The 16,128-nt window shown below is 50.1% G+C and carries 17 protein-coding genes; 3 read left to right on the plus strand and 14 right to left on the minus strand.

Annotated elements, in window-relative coordinates:
• Positions 1-11 precede the first annotated feature (11 nt).
• The 12 genes from EOE67_RS00795 to murJ form a co-directional block, all read right to left on the minus strand.
• Positions 12-524 carry a pilus assembly PilX family protein gene (locus EOE67_RS00795; RefSeq protein WP_240652660.1) on the minus strand — a complete coding sequence of 171 codons (513 nt, stop codon included), beginning with the start codon at positions 522-524 and terminating at the stop codon, positions 12-14.
• A gap of 2 nt (positions 525-526) precedes the next feature.
• Complete coding sequence (locus tag EOE67_RS00800; protein WP_127697161.1) at positions 527-1,492, minus strand: PilW family protein; 966 nt, start codon at positions 1,490-1,492, stop codon at positions 527-529.
• Entirely contained in the window at positions 1,489-1,971 is a 483-nt protein-coding gene (gene pilV / locus EOE67_RS20940) for a type IV pilus modification protein PilV (RefSeq protein ID WP_164852179.1), read from the minus strand. The genes EOE67_RS00800 and pilV overlap by 4 nt, the downstream gene beginning before the upstream one ends.
• A gap of 24 nt (positions 1,972-1,995) precedes the next feature.
• A complete protein-coding gene (locus tag EOE67_RS00810) occupies positions 1,996-2,568 on the minus strand; it encodes a GspH/FimT family pseudopilin (RefSeq protein WP_127697163.1) in 573 nt (190 codons plus the stop codon).
• A gap of 213 nt (positions 2,569-2,781) precedes the next feature.
• On the minus strand, positions 2,782-3,501 hold the full coding sequence (locus tag EOE67_RS00815; RefSeq protein WP_127697164.1) for a LytR/AlgR family response regulator transcription factor: 720 nt from the start codon (positions 3,499-3,501) through the stop codon (positions 2,782-2,784).
• Positions 3,498-4,568, minus strand: coding sequence for a sensor histidine kinase (locus EOE67_RS00820; protein ID WP_127697165.1), 1,071 nt, complete (start codon positions 4,566-4,568; stop codon positions 3,498-3,500). Before EOE67_RS00820 ends, EOE67_RS00815 begins: the two co-directional genes overlap by 4 nt.
• 9 nt (positions 4,569-4,577) lie before the next feature.
• On the minus strand, positions 4,578-5,507 hold the full coding sequence (gene ispH / locus EOE67_RS00825) for a 4-hydroxy-3-methylbut-2-enyl diphosphate reductase (RefSeq protein ID WP_127697166.1): 930 nt from the start codon (positions 5,505-5,507) through the stop codon (positions 4,578-4,580).
• Positions 5,508-5,509: 2 nt separating this feature from the next.
• The gene (gene fkpB / locus EOE67_RS00830; protein WP_240652661.1) at positions 5,510-6,001 is read right to left on the minus strand and encodes an FKBP-type peptidyl-prolyl cis-trans isomerase; all 492 of its coding nucleotides are present in this window, start codon (positions 5,999-6,001) and stop codon (positions 5,510-5,512) included.
• 7 nt (positions 6,002-6,008) lie between these two features.
• On the minus strand, positions 6,009-6,539 hold the full coding sequence (gene lspA, locus EOE67_RS00835) for a signal peptidase II (protein WP_127697447.1): 531 nt from the start codon (positions 6,537-6,539) through the stop codon (positions 6,009-6,011).
• A complete protein-coding gene (gene ileS, locus EOE67_RS00840; protein WP_127697167.1) occupies positions 6,539-9,367 on the minus strand; it encodes an isoleucine--tRNA ligase in 2,829 nt (942 codons plus the stop codon). Before ileS ends, lspA begins: the two co-directional genes overlap by 1 nt.
• 54 nt (positions 9,368-9,421) lie before the next feature.
• Positions 9,422-10,351, minus strand: a complete 930-nt coding sequence (ribF, locus tag EOE67_RS00845; RefSeq protein ID WP_127697168.1) for a bifunctional riboflavin kinase/FAD synthetase — start codon at positions 10,349-10,351, stop codon at positions 9,422-9,424.
• A 50-nt stretch (positions 10,352-10,401) separates the two neighbouring features.
• Complete coding sequence (gene murJ, locus EOE67_RS00850; RefSeq protein ID WP_127697448.1) at positions 10,402-11,952, minus strand: murein biosynthesis integral membrane protein MurJ; 1,551 nt, start codon at positions 11,950-11,952, stop codon at positions 10,402-10,404.
• A 200-nt stretch (positions 11,953-12,152) separates the two neighbouring features.
• Here murJ and rpsT point away from each other — a divergent pair, with 200 nt between their 5' ends.
• Positions 12,153-12,425, plus strand: a complete 273-nt coding sequence (gene rpsT, locus EOE67_RS00855) for a 30S ribosomal protein S20 (RefSeq protein ID WP_068067404.1) — start codon at positions 12,153-12,155, stop codon at positions 12,423-12,425.
• A 169-nt stretch (positions 12,426-12,594) separates the two neighbouring features.
• Here rpsT and EOE67_RS00860 read toward each other — a convergent pair whose 3' ends face one another.
• A complete protein-coding gene (locus tag EOE67_RS00860; protein ID WP_127697169.1) occupies positions 12,595-12,894 on the minus strand; it encodes an ArsR/SmtB family transcription factor in 300 nt (99 codons plus the stop codon).
• Between the two features lie 415 nt (positions 12,895-13,309).
• Here EOE67_RS00860 and EOE67_RS00865 point away from each other — a divergent pair, with 415 nt between their 5' ends.
• Positions 13,310-14,635: a M28 family peptidase gene (locus EOE67_RS00865; RefSeq protein ID WP_127697170.1), complete on the plus strand. Its 1,326-nt coding sequence runs from the start codon at positions 13,310-13,312 to the stop codon at positions 14,633-14,635.
• Between the two features lie 76 nt (positions 14,636-14,711).
• On the opposite strand, the gene EOE67_RS00870 is transcribed toward EOE67_RS00865, so the two are convergent.
• Entirely contained in the window at positions 14,712-15,098 is a 387-nt protein-coding gene (locus EOE67_RS00870; protein WP_127697171.1) for a hypothetical protein, read from the minus strand.
• A gap of 192 nt (positions 15,099-15,290) precedes the next feature.
• On the opposite strand from EOE67_RS00870, the gene smrA reads away from it, so the two are divergent.
• A complete protein-coding gene (gene smrA, locus EOE67_RS00875) occupies positions 15,291-15,869 on the plus strand; it encodes a DNA endonuclease SmrA (protein ID WP_127697172.1) in 579 nt (192 codons plus the stop codon).
• Positions 15,870-16,128: the final 259 nt, after the last annotated feature.

The raw sequence follows: 16,128 nt of genomic DNA on the forward strand, positions 1-16,128 counted from the left end.
CAAACTGTTACTTACATCCGCCAGATGGCTTGTAAGATCACACTGGCGCGGCCAGCGGTTGGGGTGGTTCGGGCAGTAATGCGATAAGTCTGACTTTCGCACAGCGGATCATCTTTCACTTTGCAGTTCGGCGTCCGCGGATTCACCCAAAATCCCATGTTTTCAACTAAAAATTGACCGGTAAAATTTTGCCCACCAATCACGACAGGAACCGCTCTGGCATTAGCCCACGCCGCCGGAGTTTGCCAGGCATCAGGCGTACCTGCTGTTGGTGCTGGTAAAGTGGCGGTGTACCAGGCAGAGCCTGGCGGTGGCGGAAATAACGTAGCTGCCTCACGAATGGTGCTTTCAACCACTTGTTTAGCGAGTTCCCGATCGTTTAAGTTTGAGGCCATTCGTTCCTGCATGGTGGTGCTGCGCATCGTACTGACTGCCAGTAAGGTAATAGCGACCAGCAACAGCAAACTGATCACCAACGCCATGCCTTGTTGTGGTTTCAGTGAATGTTTTAGTTGTTTACCCATCATTACACCTTCCTATTGCGCAGGTTAATGACCTGACTGATTTGGCGGATCCCAAGCGCCACCGGCATCGTTGGGTTATCGGCCAAAATTAAAGTGGCGCGGATGGACATCACCATGCCCCAATCCACCACTAAGTTAGCATCAACATAGTTATTGGCTCCTTGCACCAGATATTGCAGCTGCAAATCCTGAACGTTTTGGACCACTTCCTCAATTTGCACCGCGCCGGACACCAACGCCACCCGATACAAAGAGCTAATACCACCTTGCGTGCCAACAAACCAACCGACAGATTCGAGCGGCATCACCGACCCGGCATCGTTGGACAAATTCCGCTGAAAGCGACTGCCATCCGGCGCAATACCGAAGTTCAAATTGCTATTGGCAGGTGCGGCACCGCCCAAACCGTGTGTAATATTATTCCCGGCAACCGCTGTGGCTCTGAAAATAACCGCCATCTTTGAATCACAGCCCAGCAAAATATCATTCGGGACTATCGCCCCGAGGTTTTGATTGATCACCATTGAAGGGACCGCGACCGCGTTGTGCGCGACCACAGAAGAACTGACACCCCGGCCATACATCAAATGTAAACCATCGGTATTGGCCAGCGGTGGAATAGCTCCGGCGGTAAAATTGGGGATAGTCGCATTTTCATAGCCTTGTACCCCACCCACCCAGTTCGACCACCAGGGTAATGGATTCAGAACATTCACTACCTGTGTCGCCACAATATTGCCACAGCCGGAATACCCGGCATGCTGTACGTCACGGCTTAATAACTGAAAGCTGACCTGACTGGCTTGTTGCATCTGGCCCATTTGTTCATTGACCAGATTGGTACGGCTGTTTGCGATATAAACACCAATCACCCCCCCAATCAAAAAGGTCCCCAACAACAAACTGACCATCAGTTCAATCAGGGTAAAACCAGCTGCGGTTTGCTTATGTTGTAACTGCATCGTCATATTCTCACCACATGGGTAATGTTCATATTGGCCAGACCGCCAATCGCTCTGGAGTCATCCCAAAATACGTTGACGGTGTAAGTCCGCGTAGCTACCACATAAGTGACTTCACCACAGCTGGTATCGGCCGTGCCTAAACTGGTCCTGATTTCAGTCATCCAGTTGGCATGTTCCACACTTTGAATACTGCCCCCAGCGGACAACGCTTTGCAATTTTTTGTCAGCGCAAAAGCACCTGCTGCAGCTGCGACCGGATTGGCGCGGATCCGCTCGGCCATACTAGCGGCCAGTAATACCGCCACCGTCCGCTGATGCGCGCTTTGGGTATTACGCAAATTCGCCGTTTGCAAACCGGCAATACCCAACAAACCAACCGATAACACCAGCACCGCAATCAGGACTTCCAGCAGCGACACGCCGGTCTGACGCTGCAAACCCCGGCCAGCATGACATGTAGAATTTACTCGTTTATTCAACATCATTCCTCCCAGTCAGTCTGAAAATTAAGGACAGGTGCCGGCATTGTCAGTTGCCACAACCCGGCTACGTCCGCCGGAGCTAAATTGAATCTCGCGGGTATTCGGATTTACCGATTCCTGAGTAATGCACACCCGGATCAGATCCGACAATGGAATATTATTGGCAAAGCCACGCGCTAACCCTTGTGGTGTAAAACGAATGGCATGTGTCGCGGCCGTAAGATTAGGGCCGGAGGAAATCCGCATTGGTGCTGCCGGGATAACGCCTGTGCGGGATACCGGCAGCACTGGCGCTGCCAAAGCGGCACCGGCAGCGCTGACCAGCCAGCCTTCCCAGCCTGTGGCAGCAGGCACTGTGCAGTTGGTGCCGTTATTCGAATGGCAAAACACCACACTTCGATTTAACCGGATAGCTTCAGTGCGGGCAAAGGTTAATGCACTCTGGATTTCACCAGCCTGACTGCGTAATTTACTTTCGCCAATCACGCCGCTAAACGAAGGGACGGCGATGGCCAGCGTAATCGCCAACACCGCGATCGTGACCATTAATTCCATCAGACTGAAACCGCGGTCGGCTCTGATCCTGCTTATTCTCACAATAAAGTCTCCTGTGGCGTTTTCTGACCAACCCAGCCAACGCAGGTGATAAGTGCGAGTTTAATATAAAAGAGTAAATTTGGTTCAGGCGAGGGTTTTCTGACAAACGGCAAAAGCTGCCGACAAACGGTAGGCTGCAGTTGTTATTTCCGGTATTCATGATCTGGCCCATCAAATACTGGCTCACTTCATTAAAAATACCGAGTACAAAAATCAGGAAATAGCGGGCAACAACAACTGCCTAATCCGGCTTAATTCACGTCGACTAATTTCAAGTAAATCATCACTTTGCCATAGCTCCAGCACATGACGACCGTCGGGCAGACTATGTAAAGCTTTTAAACGACGCTTCAGTACCAGCGTATGACGATGAATGCGTAGTAACTGCTGTGGATACAAATCTTCAAACTGCTTTAAGCTGAGTTCGGTCAGTGCTTCGCCACCAACAAACACCATCCGCACATACTTTTCATCGGCCTGCAGGTAAAACAGCTGTTGCAGTTCGATGCGCCGTAATGTGCTGCCGCTTTTGTAGCTCAGCCACTGCTGTTCCTGCTGTTTTTCAAGGTGGGCTTTGGTGGCAAGACCAATGCGTTGCAAGCTGGTGGCCAGTCGTTCGGCCGAAATAGGTTTGAGCAGATAGTCGGCTGGCGCCACCTGATAAGCCGCTAATGCATGCTGTGGATGTGCTGTGACAAACACCACCGCTGGCGGCGGTTGCAGCTGCAGCAGTTCAGCCGCGACGCTTAAGCCATTGCGATCCGGCATCTCGATATCTAAAAACACTAAATCCGGTTGTAATTCTGCCGCCAGCTGTAAGCCGGAACCGCCATCGGCCGCCTCACCCACCACCTGATAAGCCGGATGTGCCAGCAATAACCGTTGCAACCTGGCCCGCGCTAAGGGTTCGTCATCGACGATCAGCACTTTCATCTGTTCACCTTGGACGGGGTGAGCGGGATCACCAGTTTTACCCGATATTCGCCCGCAGTTGCAGTGGTGCTAAGTCTGGCCTCGTCGCCAAACTGTAGCTCCAGCCGACGCCGGATATTCTGTAGCGCCATGCCATTGCCATCTTCGGCCGGTGGTAATTCTCCGGCCGGATTAGTCAGTAACATGGTTAAATAGCGCGTCGATACATTGACTTCAAAATGAATAAGCCCAGGTTTGCTGCAGCGTTCAATGCCATGACGCACCGCATTTTCCAGAAGCGGCTGCAATGTTAAACAAGGCAATAGGGTATGGGGCAAATCGTCCGGCACCTGCCATTCCAGCTGCAAGCGCGAGCCTAACCGCCATTGCTCCAACGCCAGATATTGTTTCGCGAGCGCAAGCTCTTCCTGCAACTCGACTTGTACCCCGGCATTTAACGCCGCGCGAAATAAACTGGCTAAATCAAGTAAGGCTTGCTCGGCGGCGGCAGGGTCTTGCTGGGTGAGTTCCGCCACAGTATTCAGGCTATTAAACAAAAAATGCGGTCGAATGCGTGCTTGCAAAGCATCGAGTTCAGAGCGTGATTGTGCGGTCAGCCGCCAGCTATGTTCAACATAAAGCGCAAACAGTTGAATGCCCATCACCCCGACTAATAAAGCGATCAGCAAAGTTTGTAGCAGGAAATGATAAAAATCAGTGGGTTGCTGCCAGCCACTGGCATGCAGCATCGAATAGGCCGCAGTACTGACGGCCAAAGTCACCAGCAATAACAATAATAACGCCAGTGCGGCCAATGGTTGCGGCGGTACTTTATATAACCGGCGCTGAAACCGGCACAATAACGCCACTGTTAACAACGCCACCCAATGCACGAACAAAGAAGTGAGGCCTAAGCGCGACCAGAAATTACTGCTGATATCCGGCGCCAGCGCCAACAAAATCGCCAACGCCTGGGCCAGCACCATCACCCGGATCACAATCCGCCCGCGACAAAACGCTGGCAGCAACTGCTCAAACTGCACCTTATTCGCCGATGATGGGCCAGAATGTGCAGTTGGAGCGCTCATCGCCAGGCCTTAACGCAGTTCGACCGGAACAGCAAACACCACGTTTTCTTCACGTCCCGGGTGTTCAATCACTTGTTTGCCACCCCAGGCCGTCAGTTGTTGCACCACTTGCTGCACCAGCACTTCCGGCGCTGAAGCACCTGCAGTCACACCAACGGCTTTGACATCGCTTAGCCATTGCTGCTGAATATCCGCGGCGGTGTCGATCAGAAAGGCAGTGCACCCCATTTTTTCAGCGAGTTCACGTAAGCGGTTGGAGTTACTACTGTTTTTAGCCCCGACCACCAGCAACAAATTCACTTTGGCGGCGAGTTCGCGTACCGCGTCCTGCCGGTTTTGGGTGGCGTAACAAATATCGTCTTTGCGCGGGCCTTCAATCTCTGGGTATTTTGCTCTTAAGGCGTCAATCACATCGGCAGTATCGTCCACCGACAAGGTGGTTTGGCTGGAAAAACAGAGTTGTTCCGGGTTTTTAACTTCCAGCTTGGCCACATCTTCGACTGATTCCACCAGATAAATACCACCGGCCGGATTGTCGTACTGCCCCATAGTGCCTTCAACTTCCGGATGACCAGCGTGGCCAATCAGAATACATTCAATACCTTTGCGACTGGCGCGGGTCACTTCCATATGCACTTTGGTCACCAACGGACAAGTGGCGTCAAATACTTTTAAACCACGTTGTTTGGCATTTTCCCGCACTGCCTGCGACACGCCATGCGCCGAGAAAATCACGATATTGCCATCCGGCACTTCGTCCAGTTCGTCGACAAACACCGCGCCACTACGACGCAGGCCATCCACCACAAACTTGTTATGCACCACTTCGTGACGCACATAAATGGGCGGCTCGTATAGCTCTAAGGCACGGGAAACGATGCTGATCGCCCGATCAACACCAGCACAAAAACCACGCGGATTGGCCAGAAAAATATCCATGCTTAGTTACTCACCTGCACAATTTCAACATTAAAAGTTAACGTCTGGCCAGCCAATGGATGGTTAAAATCCACCGTCACTGAATCGCCAACCACTTCACGGATAAGTCCCGGTAATTCAGAACCGTCCGGCATGGCAAAACCAACAATCATCCCAACCTGCGCCGGTGCATCCAGCGAAAACTTGCTGCGATCCACATAATAAATATTGTCAGGATTCGGCAAACCATAAGCGTCTTCCGGCGCCAGCGTAAAAGCTTTTTTGTCACCGGCCTGTAAACCCGCTAACTCGGCCTCAAAAGCCGGCGACAAACTACCATCGCCCATTTGCAGTTTCGCCGGTTTATTATGCACGCGGGTACTTTCGGCGGCGCTGCCGTCGGTTAACTTGATATCAAAGTGAAAAATTACCGTGCTGCCCGCACCGATTACGGCGCCCTTTTCCACTTGATTGGCCGCTTCTGTTGCCGCTTCATTTAGCGCTTCAATCGACATCACACACTCACTTTTGATTAGATTCTTCCGGAAGGTCCGGCGAAAAGCTGTCCCAAATCAGCAAGGCTGCACCAATGGTGATGGCGCAATCGGCGATATTAAATACCGGATAATGCCACTGCTGATAATAAACATGTAAAAAATCAACGACATAACCATAAAGGCTACGATCAATTAAATTACCAATCGCGCCAGCAACAATCAGCACCAACGCCAGCGATAATTTCCACTGTTGTCGCTTAAGTTTGGTCAGCCAAACACTCAGCGCAATCGAAACCGCCACGGCGATGCCGGTAAATAACCAACGTTGCCAGCCGCCGGCATCACCTAAAAACGAAAAGGCAGCGCCGTAATTGCGGGCATAAGTAAAGTTAAACACCGGCAACAGCTGAATAGATTCGCCAAATTCGAAGTTTTGGAGCACCCACACTTTGGTCAGCTGATCTGCAACCAGTACTAAAATGGCCAACCACCAGAACCGCCAGCCAGACTCAGTAAATATAGCGACTTTATTGCTCTCGATTTGACTGCCAGCCATCATGCAAACACCCGTGGTTCGCCCGCACCTTCAACGTTATCGACACAGCGCAAACAAATTTCCGGATGGGCAGCGTTGGCCCCCACATCGTGGCGATGGTGCCAGCAACGTTCGCACTTGGCGGCACTTGATGCAGCAACCAGTACTGATAAACCCGCGATATCAGTGGCGACCGCTTCGGCCGGAGCCGCCGCAGCCGACACATCGGCAGTTGACGTAATCAGCACAAACCGCAGCTCGGTTGCGACTTTTTGTAGCGCAGCAGCTAAATCACCAGTTGCGAACAACGTCACTTCAGCCTGCAGCGAAGCACCAACTTTGCCTTCTTTACGCGCGCCTTCAATCACTTTATTCACTTCATCGCGCACCAACAGCAGTTGTTGCCAGAAGGCGTCATCCAATTGACCGGCCGGCACTTGATCTAACCCTTGATACCAGACTTCGGTAAACACAAAAGTAGCAGGCCGCGCTGGCAGAATTTCCCAGATTTCCTGCGCGGTGAAACTCATCACCGGCGCCATCCAGCGCACCATGGCTTCAATGATATGATAAAGCGCCGTCTGACAAGAACGACGGGCGTGACCATCAGTTTTGGCGGTGTACTGACGGTCTTTAATCACGTCCAGATAAAAACTGCCCAGCTCAACGGTACAGAAATTCATTAGCTTCTGACTGACCACATGGAACTGATAATCATCATAAGCAGCGATAATTTCTTGTTGCAGCGCCGCGGCGCGTTGCACCATCCACAGGTCCAGCTCAACCAGCTCGTTCAGTGGTACTAAATCGGTGGCCGGATTAAAACCGTGCAAATTCGCCAGCAGGAAACGCGCGGTATTACGAATACGGCGGTATTTATCCGCTGCGCGGTCCAGAATCTCATCGGACACCGTCATTTCTGAGGTGTAGTCGGTCGTTGCCACCCACAAACGTAAAATGTCGGCGCCCAATTTGTTCATCACGTCTTGCGGCGACACCACATTGCCCAATGACTTGGACATTTTGCGGCCTTCACCATCGACGGTAAAACCATGAGTCAACACTTGTTTGTACGGCGCGTGGTTTTTGATGGATACGCCGGTCATCAACGACGACATAAACCAGCCACGGTGCTGATCTGAACCTTCTAAATACAAATCAGCTTGGGTAGCGCCGCCAAATTCCGGTCTTGGGTCGATGACACAAGCGTGTGTCACACCTGAGTCAAACCAGACGTCCAGCGTGTCAGACACTTTGACGTACTGCACAGCTTCTTCGCCCAGCAAAGTCGCGGCTTCTAAATCAAACCAGGCCTGAATGCCTTGTTGCTCAACCAGTTTCGCCACTTGCTCCATCAGATCTTTGGTATTTGGGTGCAAAGCGCCGGTGTCTTTATCGACAAACAGCGCGATCGGCACACCCCAAGTCCGCTGACGGGAAATACACCAGTCTGGCCGACCGGCGACCATTTTTTCAATCCGCAGCTGACCCCAATCCGGGATCCAACGGGTTTGTTCGATTTCTGCCAGTGATTTGCTGCGAAGACCGGCTTGCTCCATGCTGATAAACCACTGCGGCGTAGCGCGGAAGATAATCGGCGTTTTATGGCGCCAGCAATGTGGATAGCTGTGGGTGTAAGATTTATGCAACAACAACGCGCCAGCTTCCTGCAGCGCAGCAACCACAGTGTCATTGGCTTTAAACACATGTTGACCGGCAAACATTGGAGTATCTGGCAGATAAACGCCATTAGCACCAACCGGGTTTGCCACTTCCAGACCATATTTCAGGCCGACCACAAAGTCTTCCTGACCGTGGCCAGGTGCAGTGTGTACAGCGCCGGTACCAGAATCGGTGGTGACGTGATCACCAAGCACCACTGGCACTTCGAAGTCGTACAATGGATGTTTTAATTTCGCCAGTTCCAGTGCCGAGCCTTTGCAAAAGCCCAGCGCATGGTATTTTTCGATATTGGCGCGCGCCATCACGTCTTTGACTAAATCGGTGGCGATCACCAAACGTTCAGCACCATTTGGACCTGCTTCAACCTGCACCAGGCTGTAGTTTAACTCGGCATTTAACGCCACAGCGCGGTTGGCTGGAATGGTCCATGGCGTGGTGGTCCAGATCACGACTGAAATCGGACCCTGACCACGATGATTCTCCGGATGATCAAATTTATCAGCCACGGTTTCATCGACAAAACGGAACCGCACGTCAATGGCAGGTGATACTTTGTCCTGATATTCCACTTCTGCTTCGGCTAAAGCTGAACCGCAGTCAGTACACCAATGCACTGGCTTAAAGCCTTGTTGTAAATGGCCATTGTCGATAATGCGCGACAAAGAACGGATGATGTTGGCTTCAAAGGCAAAATCCATGGTGCGGTATGGGTTGTCCCAATCGCCCAGCACGCCTAACCGGATAAAGTCAGTTTTTTGTGCTTCGATTTGGGTCAGCGCATAGTCGCGGCATTTTTGCCGAAATTCTGCTGCCGATAATTTCACGCCGGGCTTGCCGTATTTTTTCTCGACCACCAGCTCGATGGGCAGGCCGTGACAATCCCAACCCGGTACATAAGGCGCGTCAAAATCGTCCAGCGTTTTAGCTTTAACAATGATGTCTTTTAGAATTTTATTAACAGCGTGACCGATATGAATGTTGCCGTTGGCGTAAGGAGGGCCATCGTGCAGGATAAAAGTTTTTTTGCCTTTTTTGGCGGCGCGGATTTGGCCATACAAGTCGGCTTGGGTCCAGTTCGCCAGCATTTGTGGCTCACGCTGCGCCAGATTGGCGCGCATGGCAAATGCCGTATCCGGCAAATTTAACGTATGTTTGTAATCACTCATCCCATCTATCCCGTGTTAGCTCTGTCATTGACATGCCAGGCATGCCTGATCATTTTAATTTGAAATACTGAAATAAGACCGCGCAGCGGCGGCATCCAGTTGAATTTGTTGCTGAAGTTCAGGCAAGGACGCAAATTTGCGCTCGGCGCGGATTTTATGGCGCAAAATGACTTCGATTTGCTGGCCATATAAATCACCCTGAAAATCAAAAAAATGCGCTTCCAGTTGTTCTTTTTTACCTTGCAGCGTCGGTCTGGCGCCAATGTTGGCCACACCATGAAAATGCCCCTGCCCGGTGAATGCTTCGATGGCGTACACCCCGCGCACCGGCAATTTATTGCGATATAACCACACGTTAGCGGTTGGAAAACCAAGTTGCCGTCCGACTTTTTCACCGTGGCGCACCCGCCCCATCAGTGAAAACGGCCGACCCAGCATCGCTTCGGCCAGTGCCAGCTCGTCGCGCTCCAGCGCTTGCCGGATCAAGGTGCTGGAAACCCGGACATCGTCTTGTTTTAAGCTGGCGGTGTTGGTCAGACCAAAACCATGTTGCTGTGCCGCTTGTTGTAACAAGGCAAAATTACCGCTGCGGTTTTTACCAAAACAAAAGTCATCACCAACAATCAAATGCTGCACATTGAGTTTTTCCAGCAGCAAACCGGTAATAAACTGCTCCGGATCCTGCGCCGCAAATTCGCGGTTAAAACTGGCGCAAAGCAAGCGGTCCAGCCCCTGCACTTTTAACCAATGATACTTTTCGCGAAAACGCGTTAAGCGGGCTGGCGCTGCCGCCGGATTAAACAATTCCAGCGGTTGCGGCTCAAATACCATCACCACTGCCGGTAATGATCTGGCTTTGGCAATTTGCTGCACCTGGCTGAGCACCGCCTGGTGCCCCAGATGCACACCGTCAAAATTACCGATGGTTAACACGCAACCCCGATGATTTGGCTTAATATTTTGCAGGCCGCGAATTAACTCCATGCCGCTATAACTACTCTGATTTGCTGTGTAAACGGCCGATTATAACTGCATCAGCTTTTAGTTTCAGCAATTGTCTGCCGTTTCAGCTGGTTTATCCTGACGCCGAATAGCCAAAGCAACGCAAAATAGGCCGGCGCTGCGATCACCACCAATAAAGTGAGCTGTTTCGCTTTAGCCGAAAAAGCCATTTGTTGCCACTGACCAATCTCCGGCGAAGCCCACCACAGTACTGCAGCCATCAGACCTGCAGCCAGCACCGCTTTAGCTAGCAACCATAACGTCGCGGTTGCGCACTGATAAATATCGCGTTTGACTAAACCATGGTAAAGCAACCAGGCGTTTAATCCGCCCGACATCGCCGTCGCCAAAGCGAGGCCGACATAACTGATAAATGGCGCCAACATCAGGTTAAACACCATATTCGCCACCATCGCGATAATACCAATCCGTACCGGTGTTTTAATGTCCTGCCGCGCATAAAAGGCCGGTGCCAGCACTTTAATCAGCATCAGCGGCACCAAACCTGAGGCATACGCCATCAAACTCAAACTGCTTTGGCTGGCATCAAAAGCGGTAAATTTACCGTGCGCAAATACCGTTAATAAAATCGGTTCCGCCAGTACAATTAAACCCGCCATCGATGGCAAGCCGAGCAGACAAATAATGCTGATTGACCAGTCTAAAGTGCGTTTAAATTCCTGATGGTTGTCGGTGGCAAACTGCCGGGATAAGCTCGGTAAAATCACCGTGGCAATCGCAATACCAAACATGCCAAGCGGAAACTCCAATAATCGGTCTGAGTAATACAACCATGCGACGGAGCCGGTCATTAAAAATGACGCAATAATGGCATCCAGCAATAAGTTAATTTGACTCACCGATACCCCAAACAACGCCGGTAACATCAGTTTGCGGATACGGGTGACATGTTCATCTTGCCAGGCCCAGCGGGGTCTCACTAATAAACCGGCTTTGGCTAAAAACGGCAGTTGAAACAAAAACTGCAACAAACCACCTAAAAACACCCCCCAGGCTAATGCGGCAGAAGCGTCATCAAAATAAGGCGTCAGATAAATAGCGGCACCGATCATCGCAATATTCAAAAAGACCGGACTAAAAGCGGCCACCGCAAATTTATTGTAGGTATTGAGGATAGCGCCGGATAAAGCGACAAAAGTGATAAACCACAGATAAGGAAAGGTGATTTTTAACAGAAAACTGGCCTGCAGGTATTTTTCACCCGCAGGCTCGTCATTGAGATAAGCTTCAAACCAGCCCATGCCAAACAAGGCCATTAATACCGGCGAACCAATCATCCCCAGCAAAGTGACCCCGGTGACAATCAAACCCAGGGTGCCAGAGGCTTTAGCCATCAGTTCACGCACCGCATCGTCGCCGTGTTTAGCTTTGACTTCCGACAACACCGGCACAAAAGCCTGCGAAAAAGCGCCTTCAGCAAATAACCGACGCAGAAAATTAGGAATGCGGTTGACCATTAAAAACACGTCAGCCATGGCGCCAGCGCCCAATACGTTCGCGGTGACCACGTCCCGGACCAGCCCTAACACCCTGGAAATCAACGTCATGACACTGACAATCATGCCTGATTTGAATAACTTAGCGGACACGCCACACTCCTTCTGTCATAATGGCGCTATTGTCACCTGAGACCTTCGGGAAAGCCAGCAGCAGCGGGATTTAATTCTGCTTTTCGCCGGTAAAATCATTTGACAAGGGCCTACAAAATAGGCATATTATGCGGCCTTTAAAGAGTCCCGGTTTAGTTTTTAGGAGTGTTACCTTGGCTAACATTAAGTCTGCTAAGAAACGCGCTATTCAATCTGAAAAGCGTCGTCAGCAAAACGCAAGTCAGCGCTCAATGATGCGTACTTTCATCAAGAAAACCTACGCAGCAGTGTTAACTTCTGATGCAGTAGCTGCGCAAGAAGCGTTCAAGAAAATGGTTCCAGTGATTGACCGTATGGCAGACAAAGGTCTGATCCATAAGAACAAAGCTGCACGTCATAAGTCACGTTTAAATGCCCACGTTAAGGCATTGGTAACAGCCGCTTAATTGACACCAACAAAAGAACGCCGAAAGGCGTTTTTTTGTACCTGTTAAAAAGGGGTCAGAGCTCATTATTGATATCGATTAATAATGAGCTCTGGTCCCTTTTTTTATACCAAAAAAAATCCCACCAATTGGCAGGATTTGTTTTCATATTTTTAACGTCGTTCAGCTATCACAGCTTCGGACAGTACAGATTGTGCATCAGGCCAATGACCGCTTCCGCTTCGCTGCTGTTCATACTGTAAAACACTGTTTGCGCTTCTTTTCGAGTTTTGACCAGCTTATTGCGCCGCAATAATGCCAAGTGCTGTGACAAAGCCGATTGACTCAACCCCAGTTTATCGTTCATTTCACCAACCGATAATTCGCCAGCGAGTAGATGGCACAGGATTAACAACCGACGTTCATTCGATACAGCTTTCAGCAATTTTACTGCTTTAGCCGAGTTATTCACCATATCTTGTAAGTTCATTTCAGTTTCACCGTGCATGTCTAGACGTCTCATTATCTATCAGCTGCCTTGCTGTATACAATAGATTAAAGTGAAATAAGTAACTTTTTTACGTAAAAAGTGAACTGGTAAGACCATAATTATTACATATATTACATTTTTGATAACGAAATTCAATCTATACAACTCGCTTGAAATGAAGCTGGCCATGTTTATCGGCAAACTTTCGGCACATTATAACGCGCTAATTCAGCTAAATCATACCAACCTTTTGTTAACGTTTGTATCTGAATGCGTGAACATTAGGCTGTTCCTGCTAACGAGCTAAATGAGGCAAATTCCGCAGTACAAAGGTTCGTTGCAGGATGCGATAGCCTGGCCCGCGTGCTACAGTGACTGCTGATTTTTCCAACCCCCAACATAATCGAATTGAGCCATGACTAAATCAATGCTGACCCTAACTGCCGCTTTGTTATGCATGGCGACCTTGCCTGCGCCTGCCGACGAACAATTGGCCTATAAACTGACTGAGGAATTAACGGTCGAAGTCGGGCCGCGTCTGGCCGGCAGCCCGGCAGATGCCAAAGCAGTTGCTTGGGCCACCCACAAGCTCCAGCAGCTGGGATACGATAAAGTCTGGACTGAACAGTTCAGCACGCCATTCTGGCAACGCGGCAATGCCCGACTGGAAATTATCAGCCCATTCCCACAATCGCTGGTACTCACCGCATTAGGCGGTTCGGTTGGCACCGGTGCTGAGGGGATCTCAGCCAGCATCGTGATGTTTAACAGCCTGGAAGACTTAATGCTGGCGAAACCAGAACAGGTGACGGGAAAAATCGTTTTTATTAATAAAGCTATGACCAAAGACAAGATTGGCTCGCAATACGGCAAAGTCGTTGGCGCCCGCTCTAAAGGCGCCGTCGAAGCAGCCCGTTTAGGTGCAAAAGCGATTATCATTCGTTCGGTTGGCACCAGTAACAACCGTTTTGCCCACACCGGTAAAATGAGTTATGAAGAAGGCGTGCCGAAAATCCCGGCAGTCGCTATTTCCGTGCCGGACGCCATGCAGTTAAGTAAAATCATTAGCAAAGCGCCGGAAGCCAAATTACGACTGAATATGGAAAACCATACTCAGGATGCCGTGAGTCACAATGTGATTGCAGAAATTACCGGTTCAGAACGTCCGGACGAGATTGTACTGATTAGTGCGCATTTGGATTCATGGGATCAAGGGACCGGCGCCTTAGATGACGGTGCAGGGGTTGGGCTTGTGATGGCAACCGGCGCGCTGATTAAAAAGTTGGGACAGCCGAAAAGAACCATCAGAGTTGTATTATTTGGCAACGAAGAAGGGGGTTTAGTCGGTGCCAGAGCTTATGCCGCAAAACACGCCGCCGAATTATCGAAGCATGTTGTCGCCACAGAATCCGATTTTGGTGCTGGCCGAATTTGGCAATTTGACAGTAAATTTGGTCCACAATCTTTAAGTTTCGCCAAAGAAATTCAGCAGTTACTCAGTGGCCACGGTATTTCACTTGGCAATAACAAAGCTTTTGGTGGCCCGGATGTATCGGTGATTGCAGCACTTGGCGTGCCGGTGGTATCGCTGGAACAAGATGGCACTGACTATTTCGATTATCACCATACCCCGAATGATACTTTTGATAAAATCGACCCGGCCGCACTGGCGCAGAGTCAGCAGGCCTGGATGATCATGACCACCGCACTGGCAAATTCAACCATTGATTTTCGAAAATAATTTCGAGGCCATGAGCTGCATTGTTCGCAGGCAATGCAGCCCTGATCGAAAATATTCTAAAGTAATAGGTCAAACGTCAGATCGAAGCTCTGTTTTTATCGGGAGCCTGATGTTTACGCTGACTGTTTCGCATCAACCAGATTTGCAGTCCAACCACAATAAGCACCAACGCTGACGGGTACAGATATTTATTGCTACTCAGTTGCCACAACAACAACCCGCCCGTGGCGTATACAAAAGGTTGCAGTTCATATAGCCAGAACGGCAATGAGCCGCTGCGCGATGTGCTGTGTTTTAAATCGCCTCGCCGGTGGTCCGAGCGCAAGATCCAGACTAAAGCACCGGCAACGATCAGGATTAACCCCGATACAACGGCCACTAAATGACCCAACAACGACATCGCGACTGCGCCGGTGCCGATATAGACGTAAGGTAGTACTTCATACACGCGGTTGGGCAACATTTTGAACTCCATGTTGGGCAGAACTGCACCGTTTTCCAATTGTAGTGTGAAACTGCCATCCTGTCGTTTTTACACCAATGGTCTGCATCCGCTGCATGCGACAAACCATACAAGCCAATTACGCCATGCTGTATTTTGTTTGTCGACCCGCTCCCGCTATAATCCACGCTCAAGTGGATCTGGGGACAAATAATGGCTGAAGACGACTTTACGCTCTTTCTGCAAGAAATGGCAGATGTTAAACGGTTGAAAACCGACGTTTTAACCGATGAGAACGGTGAACACCAGCCAACACTGGCGCAACTGGCCCGTCGTAAAGCAGCTGAGCTCGAACCTGAGTACGATGCCAACTATCTGCGGCTGGAATATGTTGATTTAGTGGCGCCGGATGAAGTGCTGGCCTACAAAAAAGATGGCGTGCAAGAAGGCGTGTATAAAAATCTACGGCTGGGTAAATATCAAATCGACGCGACTTTGATGTTGTTAGGAAAAAACCTGACCGACGCGCGCCGCGCCTTGTTTGAATTTGTGGCAGATTGCCATCAGCGTGGGATCCGAACGCTGTTAGTCCACCATGGCATGGGCCGCGACAGTAAACCGCAACCGGCGATTTTGAAAAGTTACACTTATCAATGGCTGAAACAAATTCCAGCGGTGCTGGCCTGTCATACAGCACAGAAAACTCACGGCAGTTATGCCGCCACTTATGTGTTATTGCAGAAAAATACTGAACAAAAACGTGAAAACCGGGACCGGCATCAGAAAAGTTAACGATCGGTCATTGCAAGGTATATCGATCGCGTAAGACAGATATAAAAATACCCTCAACAGAGGGTATTTTTATCAGCTGCTATCCATAGCAATTGCAACAGCATCTCGATGCTATTGTCAGGTCTGTATTAAAACAAACAACAGGCCTCGGCTGTGGTTAAAACTGCCGATAACGCCATCAAAATCACCACGACAGCGATTGCGGTAAAGCCAAAACCACGACTGGACGCTTTACTCATAAACCAACCTCAGATTATTT

The sequence above is a fragment of the Rheinheimera riviphila genome (genome assembly GCF_004005945.1).
GTDB classification, from domain to species: domain Bacteria; phylum Pseudomonadota; class Gammaproteobacteria; order Enterobacterales; family Alteromonadaceae; genus Pararheinheimera; species Pararheinheimera riviphila.

Coding starts and splice junctions, on each gene's coding strand:
- EOE67_RS00795 (WP_240652660.1), bottom strand. CDS start 524: ATGGGTAAACAACTAAAACATTCACTGAAACCACAACAAGGCATGGCG.
- EOE67_RS00800 (WP_127697161.1), bottom strand. CDS start 1,492: ATGACGATGCAGTTACAACATAAGCAAACCGCAGCTGGTTTTACCCTG.
- pilV (WP_164852179.1), bottom strand. CDS start 1,971: ATGTTGAATAAACGAGTAAATTCTACATGTCATGCTGGCCGGGGTTTG.
- EOE67_RS00815 (WP_127697164.1), bottom strand. CDS start 3,501: ATGAAAGTGCTGATCGTCGATGACGAACCCTTAGCGCGGGCCAGGTTG.
- EOE67_RS00820 (WP_127697165.1), bottom strand. CDS start 4,568: ATGAGCGCTCCAACTGCACATTCTGGCCCATCATCGGCGAATAAGGTG.
- ispH (WP_127697166.1), bottom strand. CDS start 5,507: ATGGATATTTTTCTGGCCAATCCGCGTGGTTTTTGTGCTGGTGTTGAT.
- fkpB (WP_240652661.1), bottom strand. CDS start 6,001: ATGTCGATTGAAGCGCTAAATGAAGCGGCAACAGAAGCGGCCAATCAA.
- lspA (WP_127697447.1), bottom strand. CDS start 6,539: ATGGCTGGCAGTCAAATCGAGAGCAATAAAGTCGCTATATTTACTGAG.
- ileS (WP_127697167.1), bottom strand. CDS start 9,367: ATGAGTGATTACAAACATACGTTAAATTTGCCGGATACGGCATTTGCC.
- ribF (WP_127697168.1), bottom strand. CDS start 10,351: ATGGAGTTAATTCGCGGCCTGCAAAATATTAAGCCAAATCATCGGGGT.
- murJ (WP_127697448.1), bottom strand. CDS start 11,952: ATGATTGTCAGTGTCATGACGTTGATTTCCAGGGTGTTAGGGCTGGTC.
- EOE67_RS00860 (WP_127697169.1), bottom strand. CDS start 12,894: ATGAACTTACAAGATATGGTGAATAACTCGGCTAAAGCAGTAAAATTG.
- EOE67_RS00865 (WP_127697170.1), top strand. CDS start 13,310: ATGACTAAATCAATGCTGACCCTAACTGCCGCTTTGTTATGCATGGCG.
- EOE67_RS00870 (WP_127697171.1), bottom strand. CDS start 15,098: ATGTTGCCCAACCGCGTGTATGAAGTACTACCTTACGTCTATATCGGC.
- smrA (WP_127697172.1), top strand. CDS start 15,291: ATGGCTGAAGACGACTTTACGCTCTTTCTGCAAGAAATGGCAGATGTT.